The 24,477-nt window shown below is 69.0% G+C and carries 21 protein-coding genes and 1 pseudogene; 13 read left to right on the top strand and 9 right to left on the bottom strand.

All coding sequences use genetic code 11. The features are described from left to right. Positions 1-5: 5 nt before the first annotated feature. The gene (locus ACFYO1_RS36370; protein ID WP_387241601.1) at positions 6-809 is read right to left on the bottom strand and encodes a tyrosine-protein phosphatase; all 804 of its coding nucleotides are present in this window, start codon (positions 807-809) and stop codon (positions 6-8) included. A gap of 125 nt (positions 810-934) precedes the next feature. On the opposite strand from ACFYO1_RS36370, the gene ACFYO1_RS36365 reads away from it, so the two are divergent. Together ACFYO1_RS36365 and ACFYO1_RS36360 are read left to right on the top strand one after the other, a co-directional pair. Continuing rightward, positions 935-2,113: an MFS transporter gene (locus ACFYO1_RS36365; RefSeq protein ID WP_387241598.1), complete on the top strand. Its 1,179-nt coding sequence runs from the start codon at positions 935-937 to the stop codon at positions 2,111-2,113. Positions 2,114-2,182: 69 nt separating this feature from the next. Beyond that, complete coding sequence (locus ACFYO1_RS36360; RefSeq protein WP_387241595.1) at positions 2,183-3,064, top strand: glycosyl hydrolase family 32; 882 nt, start codon at positions 2,183-2,185, stop codon at positions 3,062-3,064. A 5-nt stretch (positions 3,065-3,069) separates the two neighbouring features. On the opposite strand, the gene ACFYO1_RS36355 is transcribed toward ACFYO1_RS36360, so the two are convergent. Continuing rightward, on the bottom strand, positions 3,070-5,229 hold the full coding sequence (locus tag ACFYO1_RS36355) for a trehalose-6-phosphate synthase (RefSeq protein WP_387241592.1): 2,160 nt from the start codon (positions 5,227-5,229) through the stop codon (positions 3,070-3,072). A 46-nt stretch (positions 5,230-5,275) separates the two neighbouring features. Then, the gene (locus tag ACFYO1_RS36350; RefSeq protein ID WP_387241589.1) at positions 5,276-6,241 is read right to left on the bottom strand and encodes a carbohydrate kinase family protein; all 966 of its coding nucleotides are present in this window, start codon (positions 6,239-6,241) and stop codon (positions 5,276-5,278) included. 135 nt (positions 6,242-6,376) lie between these two features. On the opposite strand from ACFYO1_RS36350, the gene ACFYO1_RS36345 reads away from it, so the two are divergent. From ACFYO1_RS36345 to ACFYO1_RS36330, 4 genes are read left to right on the top strand one after another with little or no spacing between them, the layout of a single operon-like run. Beyond that, entirely contained in the window at positions 6,377-7,789 is a 1,413-nt protein-coding gene (locus ACFYO1_RS36345) for an L-fucose/L-arabinose isomerase family protein (protein ID WP_387241586.1), read from the top strand. Beyond that, positions 7,786-9,273: an FGGY-family carbohydrate kinase gene (locus tag ACFYO1_RS36340; RefSeq protein WP_387241583.1), complete on the top strand. Its 1,488-nt coding sequence runs from the start codon at positions 7,786-7,788 to the stop codon at positions 9,271-9,273. Before ACFYO1_RS36345 ends, ACFYO1_RS36340 begins: the two co-directional genes overlap by 4 nt. Positions 9,274-9,331: 58 nt before the next feature. Then, the gene (locus ACFYO1_RS36335; protein ID WP_387241580.1) at positions 9,332-9,799 is read left to right on the top strand and encodes a thioredoxin family protein; all 468 of its coding nucleotides are present in this window, start codon (positions 9,332-9,334) and stop codon (positions 9,797-9,799) included. 19 nt (positions 9,800-9,818) lie between these two features. Continuing rightward, entirely contained in the window at positions 9,819-10,823 is a 1,005-nt protein-coding gene (locus ACFYO1_RS36330) for a glycoside hydrolase family 172 protein (RefSeq protein ID WP_387241577.1), read from the top strand. Here the strand turns inward: ACFYO1_RS36330 and ACFYO1_RS36325 are convergent. Then, positions 10,815-11,318, bottom strand: a complete 504-nt coding sequence (locus ACFYO1_RS36325; RefSeq protein ID WP_387241574.1) for a hypothetical protein — start codon at positions 11,316-11,318, stop codon at positions 10,815-10,817. The genes ACFYO1_RS36330 and ACFYO1_RS36325 overlap by 9 nt on opposite strands. A 78-nt stretch (positions 11,319-11,396) precedes the next feature. On the opposite strand from ACFYO1_RS36325, the gene xylB reads away from it, so the two are divergent. Next, entirely contained in the window at positions 11,397-12,878 is a 1,482-nt protein-coding gene (gene xylB, locus ACFYO1_RS36320; protein WP_387241571.1) for a xylulokinase, read from the top strand. A gap of 49 nt (positions 12,879-12,927) precedes the next feature. Here xylB and ACFYO1_RS36315 read toward each other — a convergent pair whose 3' ends face one another. Further along, positions 12,928-13,647 (bottom strand): GH25 family lysozyme, encoded by a 720-nt coding sequence (locus ACFYO1_RS36315; RefSeq protein WP_387241568.1) that lies wholly within the window; start codon positions 13,645-13,647, stop codon positions 12,928-12,930. A 198-nt stretch (positions 13,648-13,845) separates the two neighbouring features. Here ACFYO1_RS36315 and ACFYO1_RS36310 point away from each other — a divergent pair, with 198 nt between their 5' ends. After that, on the top strand, positions 13,846-15,570 hold the full coding sequence (locus ACFYO1_RS36310) for an amidohydrolase family protein (RefSeq protein ID WP_387241565.1): 1,725 nt from the start codon (positions 13,846-13,848) through the stop codon (positions 15,568-15,570). 200 nt (positions 15,571-15,770) lie between these two features. Beyond that, positions 15,771-16,439, top strand: coding sequence for a maleylpyruvate isomerase family mycothiol-dependent enzyme (locus tag ACFYO1_RS36305; RefSeq protein WP_387241562.1), 669 nt, complete (start codon positions 15,771-15,773; stop codon positions 16,437-16,439). On the opposite strand, the gene ACFYO1_RS36300 is transcribed toward ACFYO1_RS36305, so the two are convergent. Together ACFYO1_RS36300 and ACFYO1_RS36295 are read right to left on the bottom strand one after the other, a co-directional pair. Further along, positions 16,436-17,080: a cytochrome P450 gene (locus tag ACFYO1_RS36300; RefSeq protein ID WP_387241559.1), complete on the bottom strand. Its 645-nt coding sequence runs from the start codon at positions 17,078-17,080 to the stop codon at positions 16,436-16,438. The two genes, ACFYO1_RS36305 and ACFYO1_RS36300, sit on opposite strands and share 4 nt — an antisense overlap. Next, positions 17,008-17,628: a hypothetical protein gene (locus tag ACFYO1_RS36295; RefSeq protein ID WP_387241556.1), complete on the bottom strand. Its 621-nt coding sequence runs from the start codon at positions 17,626-17,628 to the stop codon at positions 17,008-17,010. Before ACFYO1_RS36295 ends, ACFYO1_RS36300 begins: the two co-directional genes overlap by 73 nt. Positions 17,629-17,820: 192 nt before the next feature. On the opposite strand from ACFYO1_RS36295, the gene ACFYO1_RS36290 reads away from it, so the two are divergent. Then, positions 17,821-18,444, top strand: coding sequence for a maleylpyruvate isomerase family mycothiol-dependent enzyme (locus ACFYO1_RS36290; RefSeq protein WP_387241553.1), 624 nt, complete (start codon positions 17,821-17,823; stop codon positions 18,442-18,444). Positions 18,445-18,498: 54 nt separating this feature from the next. Next, on the top strand, positions 18,499-19,023 hold the full coding sequence (locus ACFYO1_RS36285; protein WP_387241550.1) for a DinB family protein: 525 nt from the start codon (positions 18,499-18,501) through the stop codon (positions 19,021-19,023). 5 nt (positions 19,024-19,028) lie between these two features. On the opposite strand, the gene ACFYO1_RS36280 is transcribed toward ACFYO1_RS36285, so the two are convergent. Further along, the gene (locus tag ACFYO1_RS36280) at positions 19,029-21,326 is read right to left on the bottom strand and encodes an ATP-binding protein (RefSeq protein WP_387241547.1); all 2,298 of its coding nucleotides are present in this window, start codon (positions 21,324-21,326) and stop codon (positions 19,029-19,031) included. An 82-nt stretch (positions 21,327-21,408) separates the two neighbouring features. After that, positions 21,409-22,734 (bottom strand): annotated as a pseudogene (locus tag ACFYO1_RS36275) (2-isopropylmalate synthase); the annotation flags it as partial. A 240-nt stretch (positions 22,735-22,974) separates the two neighbouring features. Here ACFYO1_RS36275 and ACFYO1_RS36270 point away from each other — a divergent pair. Beyond that, positions 22,975-23,646 carry a FadR/GntR family transcriptional regulator gene (locus tag ACFYO1_RS36270; RefSeq protein ID WP_387241544.1) on the top strand — a complete coding sequence of 224 codons (672 nt, stop codon included), beginning with the start codon at positions 22,975-22,977 and terminating at the stop codon, positions 23,644-23,646. After that, positions 23,643-24,449, top strand: coding sequence for an ABC transporter ATP-binding protein (locus ACFYO1_RS36265; protein ID WP_387241541.1), 807 nt, complete (start codon positions 23,643-23,645; stop codon positions 24,447-24,449). The genes ACFYO1_RS36270 and ACFYO1_RS36265 overlap by 4 nt, the downstream gene beginning before the upstream one ends. The last annotated feature ends 28 nt before the right edge of the window (positions 24,450-24,477 follow it).

The raw sequence follows: 24,477 nt of genomic DNA, 5'->3' as shown, positions 1-24,477 counted from the left end.
GCCGGCTATCGGACCATGACCCGGCGCAGGTCGCGGAGTTCGGCGGCGGTCAGGCCGTTCGCGCGCAGCCAGTTGGCCGCGCCACCGTGCTCGGCGCGCAGGCCGGCCACGAAGCGGCGCATGGGCGCCGGGTCGACGGCGAAGATGCCGGTCCGGGACAGCGGCGGGAGACCCTGGTAGGACGCCATGGTGGCCAGCCGGGCGCGGATCCGGACGATGCGGTCGGCGGTGAGTACGTAGTCCGCGACGATCGCTTCCGCGCGCACACCGATGGCGTCGAGCAGCACGGCGGCGAGGATTCCGGTGCGGTCTTTGCCTGCGGCGCAATGGAAGAAGACCGAATGGTGACCGGTGTCGGCGATGAGCCGGGCGGCGGTGACCATGGATTCGCCGCTGCCGGAGAGGAGTTCGCGATACAGCTCGCACTGGTCGAGTTGGTGCGCGTCCGGTACGAGGTCACTGGGCATGGCCGCGCTCGCCGTCTTGCACACGGGCAGATTGACCAGTCGCACAGCACTTTCCGCGAGCCGGCCATATCCCTCCTGCGCTACCTCGGCGGGCGTCCGCAGATCCACCAGGGTCCGCAGGCCCACCGGACCGAGCAGCTGCGCCAGATCGGCTTCGGACACCTGCTGCGGCGTGCTGGAGCGATAGACGACCCCGAAACGGGTTGTGCCGCCGTCATTCACGGGCAGGCCACCGAGATCGCGCACATTGTCGATCTCCGCGAACTCCACCCACCGGCGCGGGTCGAGATCGGAATACATGGCAACTCTCTGCCGGCCCGGATCGACGATCGCCGGACCCACCCGACCAGTTTAGGCCGCAGCGATCACGCGCAGGGCGTAAACGTGTTGCCGGGCTCTCGTTTTCGTGTTTCGCTGGCTGATTCGTGTCCCGGTCGCGACCCGGGTCGTGACGAAAGGAGCGCACAGTGCCGGTGCTGACCTCGGGCCCATCCACCACCGACGTGCGGTCGGCGCTGTGGTCGGTCCGGTTGACCTTCTTCCTCAGTGGGGCGCTGTTCGCGACCTGGGTCTCCCGCACCCCGACCATCAAGGACCAGCTCGGCCTCGACGAGGCCGGGCTGGCAACGGCATTCGCGGGGATGAACCTCGGCGCGGTGTTCGGGCTGCAACTCGGCAAGCTGGTCACCCTACGGTTCGGTAGTCGCGCGACCTTGCGGGTGGCGGTGCCGCTGTTCGCGCTCTGCCTGCCCGCGCTGACGGCCGGCGGCAATCTGGCCGCGCTGACCGCCGCGGTATTCGTTTTCGCGGTGATCAACAGCGTCGTGGACGTCGCGATGAACGCGCACGGCGTCGCGGTGGAACAGGCCAGTGGGCGACCGCTGCTGTCCGGTATCCACGCCTGCTTCAGCCTGGGCATGATCGGCGGTTCGGTGATCGGCGCCGCGGTCGAGCGCGCGCACGTGGCGCTCACGGCCCACTTCGCCGGGGTCGGCGCGCTGGTCGTCGTGGCGGCCGTGCTCGGCGCGCGCGGGATGCTGCCGTCATCCATCGACCGCATGGCGCGTGGCGAGGCGGACGCGCCCGGCCGTGCGCGGCGCTGGCCGGTGCGATTGATCGTGCTCGGCCTGCTCGCGTTCTGCGTGGCGATGGCCGAGGGCGCGGCCAACGATTGGACCGCCGTCTACCTGCGCGACGAGACGCACGCCAGCACCTCGCTCGCGGCGCTGGGGTTCGCCCTGTTCGCCGGGTCGATGTTCGCCGGCCGGCTGATCGGCGACCGGCTGGTCGCGTGGTTCGGTCCGGTGCGGCCGTTCCTGTTCGGCACGCTCGCGGCCGGGCTCGGCCTGGGCGCCGCATTGCTCAGCGGGGGCATGGTTCCCGCGTTGTTCGGCGTGGCGGTGTTCGGTTTCGGCATCTCGTTCACCCTGCCCCTCGCCTTCGCCGCGAGCGGCGGCGTCCCCGGCGTGCACCCGGCGCAGGCGATCGCGAACGTGTCCTTCGTCGGCTATCTGGGCTTCTTCACCGGCCCCGTGCTCATCGGCTTCGTCGCGCAGAACCACGGTCTCGCTGTGGGACTGGGGGTTCCGGTGTTGTTCGTGCTGCTGGCCGCCGCCGGGTCGGGCGCGCTACGACCACGGCACTGAACCGGCCACAACGCGATACCCGAACCGCATCGAAGCGGGCCGAGGAGCGAGGATGATGGAGGTATGCCGATGCGCGATGTGGTCCGTGCGGGCGCCTTTGTGCGTATCTACGATCCCGGCGCCGGGGAGGCCGAGCCCTGGTATATCAACGATCACACGATCGTCCGGGACGCGGACGGGCGGTGGCATCTGTTCGGGATCACGCATCCCGAGCCCGCGAATCCGTTCGAAGAGATCGAGTTCGCGCATGCGACGGCGGACGAGCTGCTCGGGCCGTGGACCAAGCAGCCGCCGGCGCTCGAGGTCGACCCGGAGTACGGGGAAACGCACCTGTGGGCGCCGCACGTGGTCGCGGCGCAGGGCCGGTACTACATGTTCTACGCCGGTGGCGGCACGGATCGGACCGCTGCTCAGATCAATCTGGCGACCTCGACGGACATGTTCACCTGGGAGCGTGAAGCTTCCGGGCCGTTGTTCCGCGACGGCTACGACGCGCGTGATCCGATGGTCGCCCGGGTGGGCGATCAGTGGGTGATGTACTACTGCGCGACCAGCGAACCCACGGGCGGAAACCATGTGGTCGCCTACCGCACCAGCCCGGATCTCGTGCACTGGGGCGACCGGCGCATCGCCTACACCGATCCGACCGTGGGCACCGAGGCGGGAAACACCGAGTCGCCGTTCGTCGTTCAGCAGGACGGCCGGTGGTATCTGTTCATCGGGCCGCGACCGGACTATCTGGGCACCGACGTGTTCGGCAGCGACTCCCCCTTCTGCTTCCAGATCAGCGACACGGCCGGCCACGTCGCCGCCCACGCAGCCGAATTGGTGCGCGACGACGTCAGCTGGTGGATCACCAGCGCCGGCTGGGGACAGGGCGGGGTATACCTCACAACCCTCACCTTCCCACCCGCCCACGATCCCTGTGCCGTCAAAGCCGTACCGCGATAGCGGGTTCAGGCCGCGCGGTCGCCCCGCCGGGATCGGGCGGCCTGGATTGCCGCGATGATCTCGGCGGCCCATTCGGCGGGACTGTGCTGTCCGAGCAGATCGCTCAGGCGCGAAAGTCGCTGTCTGCGTTGCGCGGGCGGGAGTCGCAGTGCGCGGTAGAGGGTTTCGGCGAGGTCGGCGGGTGAATTCGGCTCGGTGAGCACCGCGGCGGGCGCCAGTTGCCCGGCGACCCCGGCATGCCGGGACAGGACCAGCACACCGCAACCGCGCACTGCGGCTTGGGCGGCGATGAACTCCTTGGCGGTCAGGTTCATCCCGTCCTGTAGCGAAGTCACCCAGAACACGTCGGCGGCCAGGTAGTGGTCGATGACCTCGGGGAAGCTCAGGAACCGAGGGAAGTACTCGATGGGCTGCCAGTCGCCCGCCGCCCAGGCTCGGTTGACCTCGTCGATGCGGCGTTCGAGCACCTGCCGGGTGTCGTCGTAGGCGGTGATGCCGGGCTCCGGCGGCGGACAGACGAGCCGGAAGCGCAGTGCGCCACGCAGTTCGGGGCGGCGGACCAGGAGATCCGCTATGGCGTCGACCTTTTGCACGGGGGCTTTGATGTAGTCGAGACGTTCGACCGAAAGCACCACGGGTCCATCGGTTTTCCTCCGCTCGGGTGGGCGGGAACGGGCCAGCTCCTCGATCGCCGCCCGGTCGATGCCCAGCGGATGAACGCCGACCGCGGGCGGGCGGGCGAGGTCGGTCAGGGAGGCGAGGAAGCGTCCGGCGAAGACCTGGGTGTGGAAACCGGCCCAGTCCAGCGCGCCCAGCGAATCGCGGATTTCGGCGGCGGGCGGCAGGGTCGCGAAGACCTCCGGCTCGGGAAACGGGGTGTGGTGGAACAGGCCCACCCGAAGGTCGGGGTGCGTTTCGCGCAGCCGGCCCGGGACCAGCCACAGGTTGTAGTCGTGCAACCAGACCGTGGCGCCCGGCGCGGCCCGAAGGCCGATGTGGTCGGCGAAGCGTGTGTTCACCTCTCGATACGCGGTCCAGGCGGTGGGGTCGAAGTGTAGTCGGTGCGGTTGCGACATCAGGACCGGCCACAGCGCTTCCTTGCAGGCACGGTGGAAATACTCGTGCCACTCCCCGGAGGTCAAAGGCAGGAAGGCGAGTGGAAGTCCGGTGTCGTGATCGTCGAGCCTGGCAAAATCGCCGGGTTCGATGACGACGCCGGCCGCCCACACCGCCCGCAGATCACCGGTGAACACGCTGTTCAGCGTGGGCAGAATGCCGTTCGGACTCGACGGGGTCCGCCAGCCGTCCGGCGTCCACGTGACCGGTGCGCGGTGGTATCCGACGACCAGCGGATAGTCCGCCTCGACCCAACCGAGTTCACGCAATGCCGCGAGGATGCCCGCCGCACCCGGCAGCTCCGGTCGATGCGCCGCCTGCGCGGGCGGAACCGCCGCCAGTAGAGCGCTTTCGGCATTGCCGACGATGACCCCGTGCGCGCCGCGGCCGAACATCGAGCGGTCATTGCCCGAGTCGCCGGCGACCAGCACCCGGCCCATCGACCAGCCACGGTCCGCGGCGAGCGCGACGAGTGCGTGGCCCTTGTCCGCGGGCGCGGGCAACACGTCGAAGTAGGTGTCCGCCGAGTACTGCCACGAACAGCCCAGCGCCACAACAGCGTCGAGCAGCTCCCGGGTCAGGCCCGTGGGCGGCAGCAGGAACGAGCACCGGCCGTCCTGGGCCACGCCTTCCTGGTAGGTCAACGCCGGAAAACGCCGCAGGGCAGCGCGAACGACCGCGGCGCCGGGCCAGCCGGCGCGCAGGCGTGCCTGCAGCGTCGCGACCGGGGTCAGATCGGCTCCGTCGACGACGCTGGCGCCGACGTCGGCGATGATCCACCGCGGCTGTGGCACAAGGGGATCGCGCAGCACCTCGCGGACCGAGTCGAGGCCGCGTCCGGTGGCGAAGACCACCGTCACCTCGGGGTGGCGGGTCAGCGCGTTGCGCAGGCGCAGCCGATCGGCGTCGGAGCCGCCCAGCAGCGTGCCGTCCAGATCGGTGACCAGGACCTTCTCACCGCCGACCGCGCCCGCCGAGACGCCGCAGCATCGATTGCCGGATGAACTGGCCTCCGGCTCAACAGATTTGGAACCCGCGCCGGTTGCCATCTACGCAACGATAGCAGGACCGCATCACCGTGTCGGCGGGGAAATATCACAGGGTACGGGGGCAGGGCACGCGGGCAAGCCACTGTGGCAGTTCCGCCAAGTCCGGTGCGGCGCTGGAACCGAGGGCCGTCGTGGCCGCCGCGCCGCAGGCGACCGCGGTGGCGAGGCAGTCGAACAGCGACTGCCCGGCCAGGTGAGCGTGCAGAAAGCCGGCGGCGAAACAGTCTCCCGCAGCGGTGGTGTCGACGACTTCGACCGGGATCGAACCGATCTCGCATCGCAGTCCGTCGCGAACCGCGACGGCTCCCCCGCTGCCCCGCTTGACGACGAGCGTATCCACCAGGCCCGCAAGGATATCTATTGCCGCGTCCAGCGACCTAGCGCCGGTCAATCGCAATGCCTCATCGGCGTTCGGCGCGAAAGTATCCACCCGGCTGAGTATCTCGCGCACCGTCGGCGTTTCGAGCGTGCAGGGGACGTCCTGACAGTCCATGAAGACCCGTGTTCCGAGCCCGTGCGCGACCTCGAGTGCGGCGAGCACGTCCTCGCCGTACCGGAGCAGCGGCAGGATCGCCACCCGCGCCGGGTGTTCGCGCAAGACCTGCGCGAGCGGACGCTCCGCGACCGGGTCCTGATAGCTCACCATCGCCCGGTCCGCGGGCGACGACAACGCCGCGGTCACGCTGCGGACCGGCACCGCGTGCAGGCGAAACCCGCTGTCGTCGAGTCCCTCCGCCCGCGCCGCGGCCAGCACCTGCGCGCTGAACAGATCGGTGCCGAAGTCCGTCGACCACACCACGTCGTGCCCCAGCCTGCGCATCGCCATCGCCGGCGTGAACGCCCCGCCCGGCAGCAACTCGAACCCGCGGGCGAACACCTCGCTCCCCGGCCGGACGGGCCGCGACAATCCGTGAAAAACCAGATCTGCGTAATAGGCGCCGATCACGAGCACGCCGCGCCGCGTGCCGGAGGCGGACGCGGGCCCGACCCGCCCCACCGGGTCCGTTCCCATCGGGCGACCGTAGCAAAACGTACGTCACCGCCCCGGCCGGTCGCGCGATTTGCCCAATCCGCCCAATTGTTTTGTTCTGCCTGGTATTTCTTGAAGCAAACCGTCTATCCGACCACTCTGCGCGGAGGGACCGGCATGGCCCGTATCGGTGTTATCAGCATGTCCGACGGTCGCGATTATGTGCACGCGGGTATCGCGGACTTCATCAGCTCGACCGAGGACCACCTGGTCGCCGCGCTGATCCGGGCCGGGCACGAGGTGGTGCGTGGCGAGGAAACCGTCAGCGACAACGCGCTGGCGAGTTCGGTGGCCAGGGGCGTCGCCGCGGCCGACGTCGATCTGACCGTTTTCCACTACGCGGTGTGGGCGTTCCCGCATTTCACCATGCTCGCCGCGGGCGCGACCCCCGGTCCGCTCCTGCTGCTGTCGAATATCGACCCGGTACAGCCAGGCATGGTCGGCATGCTGGCCGCGGGCGGCGCGCTCGACCAGATCGGGCGCACCCACACCCGGTTGTGGGGTGACCCGGCCGATTCCGCGCTCATCGAGGCGATCGGCGTGCAGGCGAGCGCGGCTGCGGCGGTGGCGAGCCTGCGGGGCAGCACGTTCGGCCGCTTCGGCGGACGGCCGATGGGCATGAACACCGCGGTGGCCAATACCGATCAGTGGCAACGGATCTTCGGCATCGATGTCGAGGAGATCGATCAGTGGGAGATCGTCCGCCGGGCCGAGCTGGCCGACGCGAGCGAGGCGAAGGCGGCCCGCGAATGGTTCGAAACCCATGCCGCGGGCGTGCATTACGACGGCGCGAAGCTGACGCCGGAGATCCTGGAACGCCAGATCCGTTCGTATCTGGCGGTGCGTGAGCTGATCGCCGAATGGCGCCTGGACTTCTCGGGCATCAAGGGGCAACCCGAGCTCACCCAGTACTTCGCCACCATGGACATCACCGAGGCCCTGCTCAACGATCCGTACGACTGGAACGGGCCGAAGGAAACCCATGTGTGCGCCACCGAGGCGGACATGGACGGTGCGCTCACCATGCAGCTGCTCAAGCAGATCGCCGGTACCCCGGTGCTTTTCGCCGACGTGCGGCACTATCACGCCGACCGCGACATCTGGGATCTGTGCAATTCGGGTCAGCACGCGACGTGGTTCGCCGCCCGCAGCGCCGACCCGGCGGAGAACCTCGCCAAGGTGCACCTGTATCCCGAGGTGTTCTTCTTCCCGGCCGGCGGCGCCTCGGTGCACCATCTCGCCGCGCCCGGCGGCATGACGCTGGCCCGGCTCACCCGCAAAGACGGCGACTATCGAATGCAGTTGATGCTCGGTGACTTCGAGACCTACGACGAGCAGACCAACGAAGCGCTGATGAAGCAGTCCACCTGGGAGTGGCCGCACGCGTTCGCCCGGCTGGACGCCCGCGCCGAGGACTTCCTGTCCCGCTTCGGCGCCAACCACATTCACGCCGTGCCCGGCGATCACCGGGCCGCCGTGCGGGCGGCGTGCGCGCTGCTCGGCGTCACCCTCGACGAGTTCGTCCGGTGACGAGGTTCCTCGGCGTCGACATCGGCACCTCCAGCTCGAAGGGTGTGCTCACCGACGAGCACGGCACGGTCCTGGCCAGATCCGAACGCGCGCACGGCGTTTCGACGCCGCGCCCGGGGTGGGTCGAGCACGACGCGGAACAGGTGTGGTGGGCGGACTTCGTCGCGATCGTCCGCGACCTCGTCGAGGCGGCGGACGGCGCCACCCTCGACGGACTCGCCGTCTCGGGCATCGGCCCCTGCCTGCTCCCCGCCGACGCGACCGGCCGCCCGCTGCGTCCCGCCATCCTCTACGGCGTCGATACCAGGGCGACGGTTGAAATCGGCGAACTGGCCGCCGAATTCGGCGAAGAGGCGGTCCTCGAGCGCGCCGGGTCGCCGCTCACCAGTCAGGCGGTCGGCCCGAAACTGCGCTGGCTGGCCCGGCACGAACCCACGGTCGCCGCCGCGACCCGCATGCTGCTGATGGCGAGTTCCTTTCTCGTGCAACGGCTCACCGGCCGCTACGTGCTCGACCATCAATCCGCCAGCCAGTGCGTCCCGATGTACGACCTGCTCCACCGCGAATGGGCAACGGACTGGGCCGAACTCGTCGCGCCGGGCTTACCGCTGCCCGAACTCGCCTGGCCGACCGAGATCGTCGGGCGGATCAGTGCCGAGGCGGCGGCGAGTACCGGCCTGCCCGTTGGGCTTCCGGTCACCACCGGCACCATCGACGCCTGGGCCGAGGCGGCCAGCGTCGGCGTGCGCGCGCCGGGCGACGCGATGGTCATGTACGGCACCACCATGTTCCTGGTGCAGGTGCTGACCGATCCGCGCCCGCACCCCGGCCTGTGGGGCACGTGCGGAACCTGGCCCGGCACATACACTCTCGCCGCAGGCATGGCCACCTCGGGCGCGGTGACCGACTGGCTGCGCAACCTGGTCGGCGGCGAGTTCGCCGACCTCGTCACCGAGGCCGCGCAGGTGCCGGTCGGCGGTCGCGGACTGCTGGTGCTGCCCTACTTCGCCGGCGAGCGCACACCCCTGTTCGATCCGGACGCCAGGGGCATCGTCGCCGGCCTGACCCTCGGACACGGCCGCGCCGAGCTGTATCGGGCGGTCCTGGAGGGCATCGCCTACGGCGTCCGGCACAACCTCGCCGCGATGACCGAGGCGGGCGCGCAGGCCGGGCGGCTGGTCGCGGTCGGCGGCGGTACCAAGGGCGGACTGTGGACGCAGATCGTCTCCGATGTCACCGGCCTGCCTCAGCAACTGCCCGCCGAGACGATCGGCGCCTGCCTCGGCGACGCGCTGCTCGCCGCCGAGGCCGCGGGGGTCGGCACCGCGAACTGGAATCCGGTCGTCGCGACCGTCGAGCCGTATCCTGAACGCACCGAAGAATACGACGCGTACTACCGGCGCTACCGCGAACTGTACGAATGCAGTACCGCTATCACCCATTTCCTCGCGAGCGAACAACACCGCAAGGGGGTGTTGTCCTGAACCTCGCCCGCCGTGCGAGGATGCAGGGTTGCTCTGTCGGACTCACTACGAGGATCTCATGCCCACTCTCCCCCTGACCCCGGCGAATTTCGAATCCGTCATCACCCGCCACCCCATAGTGCTCGTCGACTGGTGGGCCGACTGGTGCGGCTGGTGTACCCGATTCGCCCCGGTGTACGAGTCGTCGGCGGAGCGGCACCCCGACATCGTGCACGGCACCGTCGACGCCGTGGCGGAGGAGGCGATGAAGAACGCCGCGGAGGTCACCGCGTATCCGACGCTGATGGCCTATCGCGAGGGCCTGCTCGTGTACAACGAGGCCGGCTATATCGATTCCGAATCGCTCGAAGAACTCGTCCAGAACATCAAATGGCTGGATATGGAAAAGATCCGCCGGGAATTCGCCGAACAGCACGGCGCTCCGGCCGAATCCTACGGTGCGGTCACCCCGGCCGTACCCGGCGCGACCTCGCGCATGGCGGGGCTGGCGCCGATCCCGAGTAGATACGGCTGGCCCGGCCTGTAACCAACCCTGGAGGCGCCCGATGGAGATATGGCAGCTGGACAACACGCGGACGCGGTCGATCAGCGCCGAGAACCCGACGGGCGCTCCCGGCCAGGGCGGCCGCGCGACCACCGGCACCGGCGCGCACGCGGCCCGGTTCCTCGGGGTCGGCTGGAAGGTGTCACCGTCGATCCTGCTCGACGACGGTGAAACCGCCACCCTGGCAGAGATCTGCGGTCCCGGCGTGGTCCGCCATATCTGGCTGACCACCGATCGCGGTGCGCTGCGCGACATCACGGTGCGGATGTACTGGGACCATGCGACCGAGCCCGCGATCGACCTGCCGCTCGGCTACTTCTTCTGCAACGGCTGGGAAGAACTCGCCCTGGTCGAATCGGAGATGGTGGTGGTCGCGCCGGCCGGTGGCCTGAACAGCTACTGGCCCATGCCGTTTCGCGAGCACGCCCGGATCACCCTGGAAAATCACTCCGGCCGTACGGTTCCGGTGTACTACCAGGTCACCTATACCGAAGAAGAGGTGCAGGGAGATGTCGGCTACCTGCACACCCAGTGGTCACGCCGAAACCCGCTGGGCCACCCCGCCATTCATACCGTGCTGGACACGGTCCCCGGGCCGGGACGTTATGTCGGCACCTACCTCGCGATGCGGCCCAACGCCCCCGGCTGGTGGGGTGAGGGCGAATTCAAGTTCTTCCTCGACGGCGACACCGACTTCCCGACCCTGTGCGGCACCGGCACCGAGGACTACTTCGGCGGCGCGTGGAATTTCGACATCGACGGCACCTACCGCAGGTATTCCGCGCCGTACGTCGGACTGGTGCAGGTCATGCCGCCGGACCAGATCTACGAGCCGTACCAGCAATTCGGCATGTACCGCTGGCACAAGCGCGATCCCATCTGCTTCGACAGCGCACTGCGGGTCACCGTGCAGGCGCTCGGCTGGCAAGGGGATGCCTATCTGCCGCTGGAGAATTCGGATATCGCCAGCACCGCGTGGTATTACCTGGCCGCGCCGTCACGGTGATTCGTCGGGCTCGGCTTTCGGCTCGCCGATATCCATGGCCAGCAGTTCGTCGGCTCGGGCCAGGGCATCGTCCATCGAGGCCTGGATGTCGTCGAGCACGTCCATGCCGCCGAGCAGATCGTCGAAGTCGCGCAGCACGGACTGCACCTCCGCGACCGCCGGATCGACCCGGTACCAGGCGACGGCGTCGCGCCACCACCGGTCGTCGTCCAGCCACGACCACATGACATCGCGCACCAGGCGGGCGTCGGGGGTGTACACCTGGAACTGCTCGCCGGAGTCGTCGGCGCGGTGCTCGATCTCGTAGACGCCGTCCGGGAGCAGGCGGGTCTGGATGTAGGCGTGCTCGCCGCGGTTGATCACGATGAACGGGCATTCCGGATCGGGCGGCTCGTCCAGCATTTCGGTGAGCAGGTCGTCGGTCAGCTCCGGTACCGGGATTCCGGCACCGGTCCGGACATGCGCGTCGGCAGGTCGGTCCGGATCGTCGGTCACCGGGCCAGTGTGCCCGATCCGGTCATCGAATACCCGAAATGCGCCGTGCGGGGACGGTTCGGGTGCAAGGTGGAGCGTATGTGTGCGGCAACGGTGGCCGGGGTGGACAGCTCTACTCAGTCCTGCAAAGTGGTGGTCTGCGCGGCGGACACCGGGGAGATCCTGCACCAAGCGCAGGCACCGCATCCGGACGGCACCGAGGTGGCGCCGCAGGCGTGGTGGGAGGCCCTGTGCGCGGCGGGCGACGGGTTGCTCGAGCGCGTGGACGCGATCGCGGTGGCCGGCCAGCAGCACGGGCTGGTCGCGGTCGGCGCCGACGGCAATCCGGTACGCGATGCGCTGCTGTGGAACGACGTCCGGTCCGCCGCGGCCGCCGACGAGCTGATCCTCGAGCTCGGCGGACCGCAGGCCTGGGCCGAGGCGGTCGGCAGTGTCCCGCTCGCGGCGTTCACCGTGACCAAGCTGCGGTGGCTCGCCGATCACGAGCCGGAGTCGGCCGACCGCACCGCCCGGGTGATGCTGCCCCACGACTATCTGACCTGGCGGCTGCGCGGCGGCGGACCGTCGGATCCCGCGCTCGAACCGACGACCGACCGCGGCGACGCCTCGGGCACCGGGTACTGGTCGCCTGCCGATTGCGAGTACCGCAAAGACCTGCTCGCGCTCGGGTTTCGCGGACGGACGCCCGAGTTGCCGAGGGTGCTCGCGCCGTCGGAGGCAGCCGGGCGCACGCCGGGCGGGGTGCTCGTCGCGGCCGGGACCGGTGACAATGCCGGTGCCGCACTGGGTCTCGGGCTCGGCGAGGGCGATGTGGTGGTCTCGCTCGGCACGAGCGGGACCGTCTTCGCCCGGTCCGCGACGCCCAGCGCCGACGCCGGCGGGGCGGTCGCCGGATTCGCCGACGCGACCGGGGCGTTCCTTCCGCTGGTCTGCACGCTCAACGCCGCGCGAGTGCTCAAGTACGCCGCCGACCTGCTCGGCGTCGATCTCGCCACGCTCGAAACGCTTGCCGCGCAGGCTCCGCCGGGTGCGGACGGGCTGGTCCTGCTCCCCTACCTGTCCGGCGAACGGACGCCGAACCTGCCGCACGCCACCGGCAGTTTGCACGGTCTGCGCCCGGAAACCATGCGCCCCGGCCACATTGCCCGCGCCGCCTACGAGGGGATGCTGTGCAATATGGCCGAGGCGCTCGATCATCTGCGCGCGCGGGGCACCGGAGTGCGGCGAATCCTGTTGATCGGCGGGGCCGCCCGGTCCACGCTGGTGGCGGAGATCGCCGCGCAGATCTTCGGTGTGCCCGTGACGGTGCCGCAGCCGAACGAGTACGTGGCGCTCGGCGCGGCCCGGCAGGCCGCCTGGGCGCTCAGCGGCGCGGCGGAGCCACCGACCTGGTCCGCGCGCACGGTCGCCGAGGTACCCGCGCCGGACGCGCCCGCCATAGGTAACCGCATTCGGGCGGAATATCAACGGGCGCAAGGCGATCTCTACGGCAAGTCCAGTGCGCCGCCCGCCGCCGTACCCCGTGGACGGCGGCGGCGCAGTCACGAGCGGAGGACGTGAGCAATCGGCGTCGCGGCTCGCCGACCGGTTGCGATGTCCGACTCGCCGCTCACTCCTGCTGCGGCAGAACGAAGTTGGCCAGCGTGTCTTTGCTGCCGTTGAATTTGTCCTTACCCTGCTTGGATCCGGACACCTCGTACTGCAAGAGGGCGTACGCCTGCCAGCCCGCAGGCAGTTGCTCGGTCGAATCGGCGGAGTGCAGCAGCCACAAGGGGTTCGCGCCGAAATCGTGCGAGCCGCCGGTGCAGGTCTTCCACCATTCGGCGGTGGTCGCGATCACCGGGTGCGGGCCCTTGGACCGGTTGATATACGTGTTGTCGAACATCGCCAGCCAGCTGACCATCGCGGTGGCGTCGAGTCCGTAGCACTTGTCGGTCTTGGCGCCGTCGCGCAAGACGACGGCTCCTGGCATCGTGCGGTTGTCCGCAGCAGTCGGGCCGCCGCCGTGGTCGAAGAAGTGATTAGCCTGGTCCATGCCGTTGCTCAGATCAGGCGCGGCGACGTGATACGCGCCGTGAAACAGGCCGGCCTTGCTCGCGGCGTCGTTCAGCTGGGCGAATGCCGCGTTGACGCCGTCCCTTCCGTCGGTGGCCTTGACGTAGGCGAAGGCGGCGTTCTTCTTCACGGTGGCCCAGTTGACCCCGGTCGACTCGACGTCTACGCCCTCGATAACGCTGTCCGCCCGCGCCGCACTCGACGGCGACAGACCGACCAGCGCCACGACACAAAAGGCGGCCAGCGTACTGATCCGAGCGGATCTGACCCGCATGCGTGATCCCCGTTCTGCGTGGTTGCCGCTGCCGCGGCAGCGAGGCGAACCGAGCGGCCCACCGTTGTCGTATTCGTTTCTGCGCGCGGCCTGGATGGATCGGCGCATTCGTGCCCATCGGATGACCCCGGGTGATCGCCCGTGCGACCATGTACTCAATACCGGTGGTATCAGATACCGGAGGGCATGGAGGCGCAGATGACGCGGTATGACGTGGTACTTCGCGGCGGGTCGGTATTCGACGGCGCGGGTTCGCCACCGCGGACCGCGGACGTCGGCATCCGGGACGGCAAAGTAGTCACGATCAGCGCCGAGCCGCTGCCGGACGGCGCGCGGACCATCGATGCGGCCGGCAAATGGGTCATGCCGGGCATGCTCGACGTGCACACCCACTACGACGCGGAGGTGCTCGGCAGCCCCGGGCTCGGCGAGTCGGTGCGGCACGGCGTCACCTCGGTGGTGATCGGGAACTGCTCGCTGTCCACGGTGTACGCCGCGGCCGACGATTGCGCGGACATGTTCGCCCGAGTCGAGGCGCTGCCCTGGGACGCGGTGCACTCGGCGGTCAAGGAGCACAAGGACTGGGACGGGCCGCGCGCCTACGCCCAATCGCTGGCCGCGCGGCCACTCGGCGCGAATGTGGCCGCGCTGCTGGGACATTCGGACATTCGGGTGGCCGTCATGGGGCTCGGGCGCGCGGTCGACCCGCAGGCACAGCCGACCGGCGACGAGCTGAATCGCATGCGCCAGATGCTGACCGACGCGCTCGATGCCGGGTTCCTCGGCCTGTCCACCATCCGCAGCTCGTTCTCGAAGCTGGAGGGAGTGCGCTTCCCGGCCAGGCAGCTGCCGTCGACCTATGCCGGCTGGCGGGAGTACGCGGCACTGAACAAGATTCTGCGGCAACGGAATCGGATCCATCAGAGCACGCCGAATCTCACCTCACGGCTGGAGATCGCCCGCTACTTCGCGCAGAGTGCCGGGCGATTCCGTAAGCCGCTCAAGACCACGCTGATCGCGGGCATGGACGTGAAGGCCGATCGCACGACCGCTCGCGCGGCGATCACCGCGGCGTGGATCGCGAATATCGTCGGCGGGGCGGCGTTCCGGTGGCAGCACCTGCCGGTGCCGTTCGAGGTGTATGCCGACGGCGTCGATCTGGTGGTGTTCGAGGAGTTCGGTTCCGGCGTCGCCGCATTGAACATCCGCGACGTGATGAAGCGCGGCGAGTTGCTCGCCGACGAGTCCTACCGCAGGCAGTTCCGCAAGGATCTCGCGAAGAAATACGGTCCGCGAGTGTGGCACCGGGACCTCTACGACGCGCAGATCGTGTCCTGCCCCGAGGCCGGCGTGGTCGGCAAGTCGTTCGGCCAGGTGGCCGACGAGCGCGGGATCCATCCCGCCGACGCGCTGCTCGACCTCGCCGTCGCGCACGGCGCGCGGCTGCGCTGGCGCACGGTCATCGCCAACGATCGCGACGACGTGCTCGACCGGCTGCAACGCTCCCCCAATGTGCAGGTCGGCTTCGCCGATTCCGGTGCGCACCTGCGCAATATGGCTTTCTACAACTTCGGCCTGCGCATGCTGGAACGCACGCACCAGCGCCGCTTCATGCCGATCGAGGCGGCGGTGCACCGGCTGACCGGCGAACTCGCCGACTGGTACGGCCTCGACGCCGGCCGCCTGCACGAGGGCGCGCGCGCCGATATCGCCGTCATCGACCCGGCCGGCTTCGACGCATCGAGCGCCGCCTACGCCGAAACGCCATTCCCCGGTATCGCCGGACTGAATCGGATGGTCAATCGCAATGACCGGGCCGTGGCCGCCACCATTGTCGGCGGGCACGTCGTTTATGAATACGGCGCCTTCGCCCCCGGCTTCGGCACCACCCTGCACGCGGGCACTTTCCTGAAACCCGCCTAGTCCGCCGGCGCGACACGCCGGTTTGAAACGCCGAGTTCCCACACTCCGGCGTTTTGCTGGCTATTGGGCATAGCATCGCCGGAAAGGGGATATACCCGACAAATCCCGATCAATTACGCGGCAGCGTCCTGCCCGGCCGAACGAATTCGCGGACGGGCGGAATCTGCGGACGCGAAGAAATGATCGCGGCGAGGAGAACAATGACCGATACCGAGGTGCGCGCCGCGATCACGGCGGAACGGACAGAACTCGCCGAAATCCTGACCGGCCTCGACGCCGAGAGCTGGGACGCGCCGACGCTGTGCCGGGGCTGGCGGGTCCGCGAGGTCGTCGCGCACATCACCCTGCCGTTCCGCCTGTCCGAGCCCCGCTTCGCGCTCGAACTGCTCCGTGCGGCAGGCGGATTCAATCGGCTCGCCGATCATGCCGCCCATCAGGACGCGGCCAGATTCACCGCCGAGGATCTGCTGAAGTCGCTGTGGGACAACGTCGCTCACCCGTGGCACCCGCCGGGCTACGGCTTCACGGGCGCGTTGGGTCACGACGTCATCCACGGGCTGGACATCACGGTCCCGCTCGGACTGGAACGCAGAGTGCCCGAAGATCGACTACGGCACGTGCTGGACGCGGTAAATCCCAAGAGCGTCAGGTTCTTCGGCGTCGATCTCAAAGGCATCCAACTGCGCGCCGATGACCTCGACTGGCGCTACGGCACCGGCGAAGTCCTTTCCGGCGCCGCCCAGCATCTCCTGCTCGCGCTGTGCGGCCGCACCCTGCCCGACGGAACCCTGCACGGCGAGAACGCCCAGCGGTTCACCTGGTCCGGCCAGCACGGACGCCACCGCAAACACCTACCCAGCCCGGCCTAATCGCCCAGGAGCACAGGCAAGGCATGCAGGCCGTGTTCCCGGAAGGACGATCGCCAGCGGATTTCGCCGCGCGGTATCGCCAGCTCGATTCGCGAGAATCGGTGCAGCAGGCTGCCGATGGCGATGCGGGTTTCGAGCCGGGCCAATGGAGCGCCGAGGCAATAGTGAATGCCGTGACCGAGGGCGAGGTGCGGATTGTCCTGTCGCGACAAATCGAGAGTATCGGGGTCGGGCACGAACAATGGATCCCGATTCGCCGATGCGGTGCCCAGCAGCACGGTTTCCCCGGCCGGGATTCGGACGTCGCCGATGGTGATGTCTTCGGTGGGAAAACGGCGGATGGCGAATTGGCTCGGGTGGGCGTAGCGGAGCAACTCCTCGACTGCGGAATCGCTCATCGAGGGCGCGGTAACTCGCAATGCGGCAAGTTGTTCTGGGTTGTCCAGCAACGCCAGTACGCTCTTTCCGATGAGCTTGACGGCGTTTTCGTAACCCGCCCAGAAGATGAGGAAGACCAGCGAGACAAGCTCGTTTTCGGTCAGCACGTCGCCCGCGTCACGCACCGCGATCAGATCGGACAGAAAGTCGTCGGCGGGTGCGGCTCGTTTGGCGGCGACCAGATCGACCATGAATTGCGCCATCTGAACGACAGCTTCCTTCGCCTGCCCCGGCTGGCTCGGATCGGGCGCGAGTAGCGCATTGGTCCAGCCCGGAATCGCTCGCGATCTTCGCCGGGGATGCCGAGGAGGTCGCCGATGACGGTCAGCGGCAGCGGAGCCGCGAAATCGGCGATGAGTTCGGGCTGTTCCCGCTCGGCGAGACCGTCGAGCAGCAGATCGGTTTCCGTTTGGATCTTGCCGTGCAGGCTGTCGACGCGTCGGCGGGTGAAGGCGTGCGAAACCAGGCGACGCAGGCGCGTGTGGTCCGGGGCGTCGATATTGAGCAGATTCGCCTCGAACACCGGTGGAAGCGCGAAACCCTTGTATCCCGTAGTGGACGAACGCTTGTCGATCGACAGTCGAGGGTCGGCAAGTCCGCGACGAACATCCGCTTCCCGAGTGACCAGCCAGGCCTGCGTGCCGTCGGGAAGTGCGACACGGTGCACGGGCGCACTCTCCCGGAGTTTGCGGTGCACCGCGTACGGATCGACGAGGTAGTCCGTATCGAACGGCGCGATAGGTGAGGTCAAAGCTCTACTCCGAATGCCCGGGATGGTCGCGGTGTGCGGCGCACTGATATCCAGCCCATCATGCAGATCCCCGCCGGTCCCCGGCAAACAGGCCCAACCGGCGGTCCTCGATCCTGTTGCGGGATCACGAATTTGCCTTGTCGTATGGCATCTCGCCGCGTGGCGGGGAATGATCTCGGGCGAGGAGAGACTATGACGGAGACCGAGGTGCGCAAGGCGATCACAGGTGAGCGGACCGACCTTGCCGAACTGCTGGCCGGGCTCGACGCGGAGACCTGGGACGCGCCGACGCTGTGCAAGGGGTGGCGGGTGCGGGAAGTGGTCGCGCACATGACCATGCCGTACCGGCTGTCGGGGCCGCGGTTCGCGTTCGAGATGGTGCGAGCGGCGGGCAGTTTCCATCGGATGTCGGATCGGACCGCCCGGCACGACGCCGCGGAGCTGTCCGCGGAGGACCTGCTGAAGTGGTTGTGGGACAACGTAGCCCACCCGTGGAAGCCGCCGGGCGGCGGATTCGAGGGTGCGCTCAGTCACGATGTCATCCACGGTCTGGACATCACCGTCGCGCTCGGCCTGAATCGCACAGTGCCCGAGGACCGATTGCGCCTGGTCCTGGACGCGATCAACCCCAAGAGCGTCAAATTCTTCGGAGTTGATCTCAAAGGAATCCAGCTGCGCGCCGATGACCTGGAATGGAATTATGGGTCCGGCGAGGTCGTGTCCGGCGCCGCGCAGGACCTGCTGCTGGTGCTGTGCGGACGCACCCTGCCCGCCGGCCGGTTGCACGGCGACAAGGCGACACGGTTCACGAACTGACGCCGGGGATAAATCACGAGCCTCCGGCAACCTCGCCGAGTTACAGTCGCCGGCGTGACCTGGACCGCGCCCGACCGCACCCGAAGCAAACCGCCACTGATCGCCGACGAGCGGCCGATGTTGCAGGCCTGGCTCGACTTTCACCGCGACACCCTGCTGCGGAAGTGCGCGGGCCTCGACGCGAAACAGCTCGGCGAGCGGCCCGTCCCACCGTCGGCGATGTCGCTGCATGGCCTGGTCCGGCACCTGTCCGAGGTCGAGCGCGGCTGGTTCCGCGTGGCCGCCGCGGGCATCGACCTGGACTACGTCTACAGCCGCGCCGACAATCCGAACAGCGACTTCGACAACACCGAACAGTCCGACCCCGCAACCGATCTCGCGCAATACCTGAAAGAGGTCGAATTGGCCGATGCCGCGGTCGCCGACCTGTCGCTCGAGCACACCTTCGCGCATCCCCGACGCCCGGAACTGACCTACAACCTGCGCTGGGTCTACACGCACATGATCGAGGAGTACGCGCGGCACAACGGGCACGCCGACCTCCTGCGCGAACGCATCGACGGCGCGACGGGCGACTGACCAGGTCAGAGCGCGTGGTCCCGCACCCAGGCCGCGACCTGCGACCGTGAGTCGAAGCCCAGCTTGGTCAGGATATGGTCCACGTGGCTCTCCGCGGTCCGGATCGAGATGACCAGTTCGGCGGCGATCCGCTTGTTGCTGTAACCCGCCGCGACCAGCCGGGCCACGTCCTTCTCCCTGCGCGTGAGCTGTTCGTCCGCAACGGCTTTCGGTGCCGGCGGCGGCGCTGCCTGCTCGACGCCGAGTGCGTAGCTCACCGCCTCGTCCAGGGTGAGCGCGGCGCCACCGTCGAACGCCGCGCCGAACTCCCTGTCCCCCAACGCATCATGCACCTGAAGCCGGACCTTCTCGCCGACCGCGTCGGTCATCGCGTGCGCGAGACGCTGGGTGCTGCCGCGCCGCACCGTCGTCGCCGCACCCATCAACCGGGCGGCCCGACGCTGGTCGCCACTCGCTGCCGCCGCCCAGGCCAGCCCGTCGAACGCGGACGCCGTCCAGACACAGCGATCGAACATCCGTAGCAGTTCGACCGCGCGACGCAGATCCTCGACCGCCCGGTCCCCGTTGCCGTTTCGCCAGTGATTCGTCCCGACCGCCCACCACGCGAGGCCGCCGAGCAGATGAGAGCCATGCTCGGCGGTCTTGGCCAGGAACTGCTCGGCCAACGGACCGGCGCGCTCGTCCGCCAGCACCATCGCGCACACATACCCGAACGCGAGACACTCCATCTCCGTGCCGTGATGCCCGCACGCCCGCGCCCGCACCGCGGCGTCCTCGGCGATGTCGAGCGCCCGCACCGGATCGGCCTCGGCGAACGCCAGCACCGACGCCAATAGCTGCGCCTCGACCAGCACCTGTTCGGCGGCCGATTCCGTGGCTATCGCGACGCATTCGGCCAGATACGCGTGCGCCGACACGGTGTCCGAGAGCATGCCGGCGATCACCGACGCGGCGGCCAGCGCCCGCGCCCGGTCGGCGGTGCGCGCGAGGTCCTTGCCGAGCGCGTCCGTCAACCACCGGTAGCCCTCCAGGAAGAACCGGTAGTGCTCCCAGAACGGCCGCAGTTCGCTGGCGATCTGTAACCCGCGATGCGCGCCGTCCGGGTCGGCGAGCGCGAATTGCAGGGCCGCACGCATATTCGCGTGTTCCCGCGTGACGTCACGGAACCAGATGACATCCGCGTCACCCCAGTACTCGACCCGCCCTCGCCGCGCGACCCGGTAGTAGTGGTCGCGGTGCCGAATCCGCAGCGCGTACTCGTCGCCGTGCGCCGCCAGCCGCGCCAGCGCGAACTGCCGCAGCGGTTCGAGCATGGTGTAGCGGCCGGTGCCGTCGCTGTCGTGCCGGTGACTCAGCACCGACTTGTCGACCAGCCCGGTGAGCGCGTCCATCAGCGCGGCGGGCGGCTCGAGCAGGCACACCGCCTCGGCGGCGGCCAGGTCGAAACCGCCCGCGAACACCGCGAGCTGCTCCCAGAGGAGCTGTTCGCCCGGGGTGCACAGGTCGTAGCTCCAGCGGATGGCCGCTTCCAGGGTCTGCTGCCGCTCCGGCGCGGTGCGCAGGCCCGTGGTGAGCAGGCGCATGGTGTCGCCGAGGCGCTCCAGCACCTGGTCCGGCGTGAAGGCGCGCAGGCGCAGCGCCGCCAGCTCCAAGGCCAGCGGAATCCCCTCCAGCCGAGCGCAAATCGCCGCGAGCGCGCCGAGATTCGCCGGGGTGACCCGGAATTCGGGATTCGCCGCGGTCGCGCGGTCGATCAGCAGCCGCAGCGCCGGATTGTCCGTCGCGTCGACTTCGCCGGCGTCCTCGTCCATTTCGGGCACCGGCAGCGGCGCGACCAGCAGCACCTGCTCGCCCACCACGCCGAGCGGCTCGCGGCTGGTCGCCAGCACCCGGAGGTCGGGGATGCCGGCGATCAGCCGGTCGACCAGCTCGGCGCAGGCGCCGATCACGTGCTCGCAGTTGTCCAGGACGAGCAGCAGGTGTTTGCCGCCGAGGTAATCGGTGAGGCCGGCCAGCGGGACGCTGGTGTCGTCGCGCAGGCCGAGCGCCTGCGCGACGGTCAACGCCACCAGCGCCCCGTCGTTGACGTGGGCCACCTCGACCAGCCACACGCCGTCGGGAAAGGCCCGGCGCACCGTCTCGCCCACCCGCCTGGCCAGCCGGGTCTTACCCACGCCGCCCGGCCCGGTGAGGGTGAGCAGGCGGGTGCTGGACAGCAGTTTCCTGGCGGCGGCGACTTCGCTGCCCCGCCCGACGAAACTGGTCACTTCGGCGGGGAGGTTTCCTGTCACGTACCGCGCCACGCCGATTACCTTCGCACGGACGGGCGCGCCGCCGGGCGTTTTGCCCGAAGATGCCCGGCGGTCAGGGCATCGGCATGGCCGGATAGACCGCCTCGAACAGCTCGCGCAGCTCGGCGGCGGTGATCTCCCGGCCGGTCGCGTCGGTGTGCGCCTGCACATGCCCGGCGAAGTCGATCTGCTGATCGCGGGGCAGGTCGATGCCGAACTCCGTCTTCAGCAGATAGGCGATGCCGCCCTTGCCCGACTGCGAGTTGACCCGGATGACCGCGTCATAGGTGCGGCCGAGGTCGGCCGGGTCGATCGGCAGATACGGCACCTGCCAATCCAGTTGCCGTTCCGGGGTTCCCGTCCGCGCGGCCCGTGCGCGATGCGCGGCCATGCCCTTGCTGATCGCGTCCTGATGCGTGCCGGAGAACGCGGTGTGCACGAGATCGCCTACGTACGGATGACGTTCGGCCACCGGCATGCGGGTGCAGTACTCGACCGTGCGGCGGATCTCGTCGATGTCGGCGAAGTCGATCATCGGATCCACGCCCTGCGCATGCAGATTCAGCGCCAGGGTGGCCAGATCGACGTTGCCGGTGCGTTCCCCGTTGCCGAAGAGGCAGCCCTCCACACGTTGCGCGCCGGCCAGCACCGCGAGTTCGGCGGCGGCGATGCCGGTGCCGCGGTCGTTGTGCGGGTGCACGGACAGGATGACGCTGTCGCGGCGGGCCAGGTTGCGGTGCATGTATTCGATCTGGTCCGCGTACACGTTCGGCGTCGCGACTTCTACCGTGGCAGGCAGATTCAGGATGACCGGCCGTTGCGGGGTGGCGTCCCACAGTGTGGTCACCCGGTCGCACAGGTCCAGGACATAGTCGGGTTCGGTCAGGTTGAACACCTCGGGCGAGAATTGGAACCGCACGTCCGGCAGCTCGGCGGTGAGTTCCAGGATGGCGCGGCCGCCGGCCAGGATCAGCTCGCGCAGCGCGGCACTGTCCTTGCCCAGCACGGTGTTTCGCCAGGTGGGTGCGGTCGCGGCGTACATGTGGATGACGACCCTCGGCAGTCCGCGCACCGATTCGACGGTGCGTTCGATGAGATCTCTTCTGGCGGGGGTGAATACGACGATGGTGACGTCGCCGGGCGCGAGCCCGGACTCGGCGATCAACCGGACGAAGTCGAAGTCGGTCTGCGAGGCGGACGGGTAGCCGACCTCGATTTCCTTGTAGCCCATGGCCACCATCAGTTCGAAGAAGCGGCGCTTGCGTTCGGGATCCATGGGGTCGGCGAGGGCCTGGTTGCCGTCGCGCAGGTCGACCGGCACCCACAGGGGTGCGGCGGTGATCCGGGCGTTCGGCCAATCACGGTCGGTGAGCGGCACTTCCACCCGGTCGTAGACGGATCGGTAGCGGTGCGAGGGCATCTGGGAGTGCCGCTGCGGGTTCCAGGCGGGCGCGTTGCCGGGGATCGCGCCGGCCGGAGTGTTGATCGTCGGGAAAGACATGCGGTGCCTTCTGGTCGTCACGAAACAGAGGTGACCGGCCACGACAGAGCCCCACGGCGGGGGCCGGTCGGTCAGGCCCCGCCGTGGCGGCTAAGCAGAAGCATGGTGCGCATGATGGCTAGACTTATACACAACTCCTCAGACAAGTAGAGAGGTGCAATGGTCTCGCAGGTACGCAGGCATCCGCTGGCCGCGCAGGCGGCCGAGTTGCTGATGACCCGGATCAAGGCAGGTGAATGGCCGCTCGGGCATCGGTTGCCCGGGGAAACGACGCTGGCCGCGCAGCTCGGGGTCGGCCGCTCGACGCTGCGCGAAGCGATCCGGGAACTGGCGGGCAGGGGCGTGCTGGACAGCCGTCAGGGCGCGGGCGTGTTCGTCACGGCACTGGACGCGAAGGACGACTGGGACGTGGTGCTGCGGCGCGCCACCATCGCCTCGGTGATCGAGGCGCGGATCGCCATCGAGGCCGAGGCGGCCGCCCTCGCCGCGCACCGGCGCACCCGGGCCGACCTGCGCATCCTGCGCTCCACCCTGCTCGCCCGCGAGGCGCACGGCGAGCCGGTGGCCGAGCATGTCGACGCGGACATGGCCTTCCATCGCGCGGTGCTGGTCGCGGCGCACAACGAGGTGCTGGTCCAGCTGTTCGACACGTTCCTCCCCCGGCTGCGCCTGGCCATGATCGACATGCTGACCATCCGCCCCGTCCCGTCCGAGCGCGCCGACCATGCCGCGCACGAATTGCTGGTCGAGGCGATCGTCGCCCGAAACGCCACGGCCGCGGCGGAACTCAGCCGCTCCCATCTCACCGCATTGAAGGAGGCTTTCACGTGACCGGAACGCCGGTGCTCGAACTGACGGACGTGACGTTCCGCCGCGAGGGCAAGAAGATCATCAACGGCATCTCGCTCACCGTGCGCGCCGGCGAGCACTGGGCGCTGCTCGGGCCCAACGGCGCGGGCAAGAGCACCCTGCTCGGTTTCTGCGGCGCGGTCACGTTTCCCACCACGGGCACGGTCCGGGTGCTGGGCGAACAGCTCGGCCGCGTCGAACTGCAACGCCTGCGTCACTCGATCGGCCAGGTGAATCCGCGGCATCCGCTGCAATACCCGCTGACCATCCGCGAGGTCGTGCTGACCGGAATCACGGCGACCATCGATACGCCGATGCGCTGGACGCCGACGGCGGATCAGCTCGTCCGCGCCGACGCCATGATCGACGCCGTCGGCCTCAGCGGCAAAGCGGCCAACACCTGGAACACCCTCTCCCAAGGTGAGCGCGGACGCACACTGATCGCCCGCGCGCTCATCGCCGAACCCAGGCTGCTGCTGTTCGACGAACCCTCCACCGGCCTGGATCTCGCTGCGCGCGAACAACTCCTGGAAACCATCGACACCCTCGGCGACAGCCATCCCGAGGTCGCCTCGGTGCTGGTCACCCATCATCTGGAGGAGCTACCGAGCACCACGACGCACGCGCTGCTCATCGCCGACGGCCGCACCGTCGCCGCCGGTCCGGCCCGGGAAATCCTCACCACCGGCAACGTCACGGCCGCCTTCGCGCACCCGGTCGAGGTCCGTTACGACGGCCGCTGGAGCGCCCGCGCCGCGCACACCACGCCCGCCTGGCCGACCTGACCCCGGTACGGCACAGGGCCGCACCGGG

This window comes from Nocardia sp. NPDC006044 (assembly GCF_042871115.1).
In the GTDB taxonomy this organism is placed as follows: Bacteria; Actinomycetota; Actinomycetes; order Mycobacteriales; family Mycobacteriaceae; genus Nocardia.
This window is presented reverse-complemented; position numbering and strand designations above follow the sequence as displayed.

What these genes read in the sequence shown, in the direction of transcription:
- ACFYO1_RS36360 (WP_387241595.1), top strand. Translation starts at nt 2,183, where the DNA reads ATGCGCGATGTGGTCCGTGCGGGCGCCTTTGTGCGTATCTACGATCCC.
- ACFYO1_RS36355 (WP_387241592.1), bottom strand. Translation starts at nt 5,229, where the DNA reads ATGGCAACCGGCGCGGGTTCCAAATCTGTTGAGCCGGAGGCCAGTTCA.
- ACFYO1_RS36350 (WP_387241589.1), bottom strand. Translation starts at nt 6,241, where the DNA reads ATGGGAACGGACCCGGTGGGGCGGGTCGGGCCCGCGTCCGCCTCCGGC.
- ACFYO1_RS36345 (WP_387241586.1), top strand. Translation starts at nt 6,377, where the DNA reads ATGGCCCGTATCGGTGTTATCAGCATGTCCGACGGTCGCGATTATGTG.
- ACFYO1_RS36335 (WP_387241580.1), top strand. Translation starts at nt 9,332, where the DNA reads ATGCCCACTCTCCCCCTGACCCCGGCGAATTTCGAATCCGTCATCACC.
- ACFYO1_RS36330 (WP_387241577.1), top strand. Translation starts at nt 9,819, where the DNA reads ATGGAGATATGGCAGCTGGACAACACGCGGACGCGGTCGATCAGCGCC.
- xylB (WP_387241571.1), top strand. Translation starts at nt 11,397, where the DNA reads ATGTGTGCGGCAACGGTGGCCGGGGTGGACAGCTCTACTCAGTCCTGC.
- ACFYO1_RS36315 (WP_387241568.1), bottom strand. Translation starts at nt 13,647, where the DNA reads ATGCGGGTCAGATCCGCTCGGATCAGTACGCTGGCCGCCTTTTGTGTC.
- ACFYO1_RS36310 (WP_387241565.1), top strand. Translation starts at nt 13,846, where the DNA reads ATGACGCGGTATGACGTGGTACTTCGCGGCGGGTCGGTATTCGACGGC.
- ACFYO1_RS36305 (WP_387241562.1), top strand. Translation starts at nt 15,771, where the DNA reads ATGACCGATACCGAGGTGCGCGCCGCGATCACGGCGGAACGGACAGAA.
- ACFYO1_RS36300 (WP_387241559.1), bottom strand. Translation starts at nt 17,080, where the DNA reads ATGGCGCAATTCATGGTCGATCTGGTCGCCGCCAAACGAGCCGCACCC.
- ACFYO1_RS36290 (WP_387241553.1), top strand. Translation starts at nt 17,821, where the DNA reads ATGACGGAGACCGAGGTGCGCAAGGCGATCACAGGTGAGCGGACCGAC.
- ACFYO1_RS36270 (WP_387241544.1), top strand. Translation starts at nt 22,975, where the DNA reads ATGGTCTCGCAGGTACGCAGGCATCCGCTGGCCGCGCAGGCGGCCGAG.